Below are 3,554 nucleotides of genomic sequence, written 5' to 3'. Positions count from 1 at the left end.
GCCCGTACGTGAGAACATGGACCCCGTGAACGACGACTCGCGCATCCGCCGCAATCCACTCGGTTCGCCCGTCGTGGCGATGATCGGGGGTGGCCAGCTCGCCCGCATGACACACCAGTCGGCGGTGGCTCTCGGCCAGACCCTCCGCGTGCTCGCCGCCGACCCGCAGGATCCGGCGGCACAGGTGACGCCCGACGTCGTCATCGGCGCCCACGACGACCCCGACGCGGTCCGCGGTGTCGCGGCCGGCGCCGATGTGATGACCTTCGACCACGAGCACGTCCCCCCGGAGATCCTGGTGGAACTCGAGTCCGCCGGGGTCGCGGTCCGGCCCCGGGCCTCGGCACTCATCCACGCCCAGGACAAGCTGGTCATGCGTCGGGCGCTCGCGGAGATCGGCGCACCCGTCCCGCCGTTCACGGCCGTGGACTCGGTCGAGGACGTGCGGCGCTTCCACGACGAACAACAGGGGCGGATCGTCCTCAAGTCCGCGCGCGGCGGTTACGACGGTCGTGGTGTGTGGATGCCGGAGTCGGTCGAGCAGGCCGAGCGGATCGCGCAGGAGCAGCTGGACGCCGGAGTGCCGATGATGGCCGAGGCGCGGGTGCCGTGGACACGGGAACTCTCCGCGCTCGTCGCGCGGTCGCCGTTCGGCCAGGGTGCGGTGTGGCCCGTGGTGGAGACGGTGCAACGGGACGGCATCTGCGCCGTCGTGGTGGCACCCGCCCCCGGGTTGCCCGACGATCTCCGGTCCGCGGTGCAGGCCACTGCTCTACGCCTGGCGGAGCACCTCGACGTGACCGGGGTGATGGCGGTCGAGCTCTTCGAGGTCATCGGCTCCGACGGTCGCCCGGGAGTGCTGGTGAACGAGTTGGCCATGCGTCCGCACAACTCCGGGCACTGGACCATGGACGGAGCCACCACCAGTCAGTTCGAGCAGCACCTGCGGGCCGTTCTCGACTATCCGCTCGGGTCCACCGTCCCGACCGCCCCCGTGACCGTGATGGCCAATGTCCTCGGTGCCGCGGAGACGCCCGAGATGAGCATGGACGAACGGGTCCACCACCTCGGGGCCAGGTTCCCCCACGCCAAGGTCCACCTCTACGGCAAGTCCGAGCGGCCCGGACGCAAGATCGGACATGTCAACGTGCTCGCCGACCCCGGTATCGACCCGGATGACCCCGAGCAGGTGGACACGGTGCGTGCGGTGGCCGAGCACGCCGCCCACTGGCTCTCCCACGGGGAATGGGCTGACGGCTGGGACCCCCACACGGGGCCGCCGGTCGGGGACTTCGACCGCTGACCCCATTTCCTTTCGACGGAGAGGCATCGCAATGACCACACCATCCGGCGGGCCGCAGGTCGGCCTGATCATGGGAAGCGACTCGGACTGGCCCACGATGGAGGCCGCAGCGGAGGCCCTGGCCGAGTTCGGCATCCCCTTCGAGGTGGGGGTGGTCTCGGCGCACCGGACCCCGCAGAAGATGCTGGACTACGCCCGCTCGGCGGCCGGGCGGGGGATCCGGGTGGTGATCGCGGGTGCCGGTGGCGCGGCGCATCTGCCCGGGATGGTCGCCTCCGCGACCGCGCTGCCGGTCATCGGTGTCCCGGTGCCCCTGAAGCACCTCGACGGGATGGACTCGCTGCTGTCCATCGTGCAGATGCCGGCCGGGGTGCCCGTGGCCACCGTGTCGATAGGCGGCGCGCGCAACGCCGGGCTCCTGGCGGTCCGGATCCTCGCCGCCTCGGACGCGGAGCTCCGGTCGCGGATGGAGCGGTTCCAGGCGGATCTGGAGGCGATGGTCGAGCGCAAGGACGCCGCGCTCCGCCAGAGACTGCTCGGCTGAGCCCCGGGGGATCCCGTCCGCCCGAGTCCCGGCGAGTCTGGTCGGCGGGGCCCCGCCGCCAGGGCAAGGGGGACGGTGCCCGACTGGTAACTTGGGTGGTCGGGCGCGGCACGTCAGGCCCCGCGGCGAGAACGGCGGAGAAGTGGCGCCGTCGGGATCGCCGGGAGGTGCCCCGGACGGTGTCCGCCGCGCGATCAACACTGACGATTCCCTCTTGGAGGACCGCACATGTCCGGTAACCCCGACTTCGACCTGTACCAGCCCGCGGAGGAGCACGAGGAGCTCCGCGCGGCGATCCGCGCGCTCTCGGAGAAGGAGATCGAGCCGCACGCCGCGGACGTCGACGAGAACGAGCGGTTCCCGCAGGAGGCGCTCGACGCCCTCAACGCCTCGGGGTTCAACGCGGTCCACGTGCCGGAGGAGTACGGCGGACAGGGCGCGGACTCCGTCGCCGCCTGCATCGTCATCGAAGAGGTCGCGCGCGTCTGCGGTTCCTCGTCGCTGATCCCCGCCGTCAACAAGCTCGGCACCATGGGCCTGATCCTCGCCGGCGACGAGGACCTCAAGCAGAAGGTTCTGCCCGGTATCGCCGAAGGCGCCATGGCCTCCTACGCGCTGTCCGAGCGCGAGGCGGGGTCCGACGCCGCGGCCATGCGCACCCGCGCCCGCCAGGACGGAGACGACTGGATCCTCAACGGGGGCAAGGCGTGGATCACCAACGGCGGCAAGTCCACCTGGTACACCGTCATGGCCGTCACGGACCCGGAGAAGGGGCCCGGCGGGATCTCCGCGTTCATGGTGCACGCGGAGGACGAGGGATTCGGCGTGTCCAAGACCGAGAAGAAGCTCGGGATCAAGGGCTCACCCACCGCGGAGCTGTACTTCGAGAACGTCCGGATCCCCGGTGACCGGATCATCGGCGAGCCGGGCACGGGATTCAAGACCGCGTTGCAGACGCTGGATCACACCCGCCCCACCATCGGTGCCCAGGCCGTGGGTCTGGCGCAGGGCGCGCTCGACGCGGCGATCGCCTACACCAAGGAGCGCAAGCAGTTCGGCAAGGCGATCTCGGACTTCCAGAACACGCAGTTCATGCTGGCCGACATGGCGATGAAGGTCCAGGCCTCGCGTCTGATGGTGTACACCGCCGCCGCCAACGCCGAGCGCGGCAGCGCACCGGGCGGACAGAAGCTGGGCTTCATGGCCGCGGCGTCCAAGACGTTCGCCTCGGACGTCGCGATGGAGGTCACCACCAACGCGGTGCAGCTCTTCGGTGGCGCCGGGTACACCCGTGACTTCCCGGTCGAGCGCATGATGCGCGATGCCAAGATCACCCAGATCTACGAGGGCACCAACCAGATCAACCGCATGGTCATGGCGCGTCAGCTGCTGGCCTGAGCTGAGCTGAGCTGGGCTGGCCTGAGCCGGGCGGGCCTGAGCACCGAACCCCGCCGATCCGCCGCTCGCGAGGTCGGATCCGCCACCCCCTCGCGGGGAGCGGATCCGGCGCGTGGGTGGCGGATCTTCTCGTCCGGGGGGCGACCGGTCAGAGGGTGAGAGTGGTCCGCTCCGTCGTGGCCACGTCGGCGACGTCGGGCGCATCCGCGTCCGAACCGGTGACGAGGACGGCGGAACCGCCGGAGGCGAAGACCCGGGCGAGCACGGTGAGAGCGTCGGCTCGCTCGCGGCCGGCGATGAGCGCCCGGC

3 protein-coding genes are annotated in these 3,554 nt (G+C 70.8%); all 3 read left to right on the top strand.

From position 1 onward, the window contains the following. The first annotated feature begins 16 nt into the window (after window positions 1-16). The 3 genes from G6019_RS12815 to G6019_RS12805 all read left to right on the top strand — a co-directional run bounded on the left by G6019_RS12815 (window position 17) and on the right by G6019_RS12805 (window position 3,245). A complete protein-coding gene (locus G6019_RS12815) occupies window positions 17-1,303 on the top strand; it encodes a 5-(carboxyamino)imidazole ribonucleotide synthase (RefSeq protein ID WP_182612413.1) in 1,287 nt (428 codons plus the stop codon). Between the two features lie 31 nt (window positions 1,304-1,334). After that, on the top strand, window positions 1,335-1,847 hold the full coding sequence (gene purE / locus G6019_RS12810; protein ID WP_107755926.1) for a 5-(carboxyamino)imidazole ribonucleotide mutase: 513 nt from the start codon (window positions 1,335-1,337) through the stop codon (window positions 1,845-1,847). 228 nt (window positions 1,848-2,075) lie between these two features. Next, window positions 2,076-3,245 carry an acyl-CoA dehydrogenase family protein gene (locus G6019_RS12805; RefSeq protein ID WP_107755927.1) on the top strand — a complete coding sequence of 390 codons (1,170 nt, stop codon included), beginning with the start codon at window positions 2,076-2,078 and terminating at the stop codon, window positions 3,243-3,245. Window positions 3,246-3,554 lie beyond the last annotated feature (309 nt).

Source organism: Dietzia sp. DQ12-76, from assembly GCF_014145045.1.
In the GTDB taxonomy this organism is placed as follows: domain Bacteria; phylum Actinomycetota; class Actinomycetes; order Mycobacteriales; family Mycobacteriaceae; genus Dietzia.
This window is presented reverse-complemented; position numbering and strand designations above follow the sequence as displayed.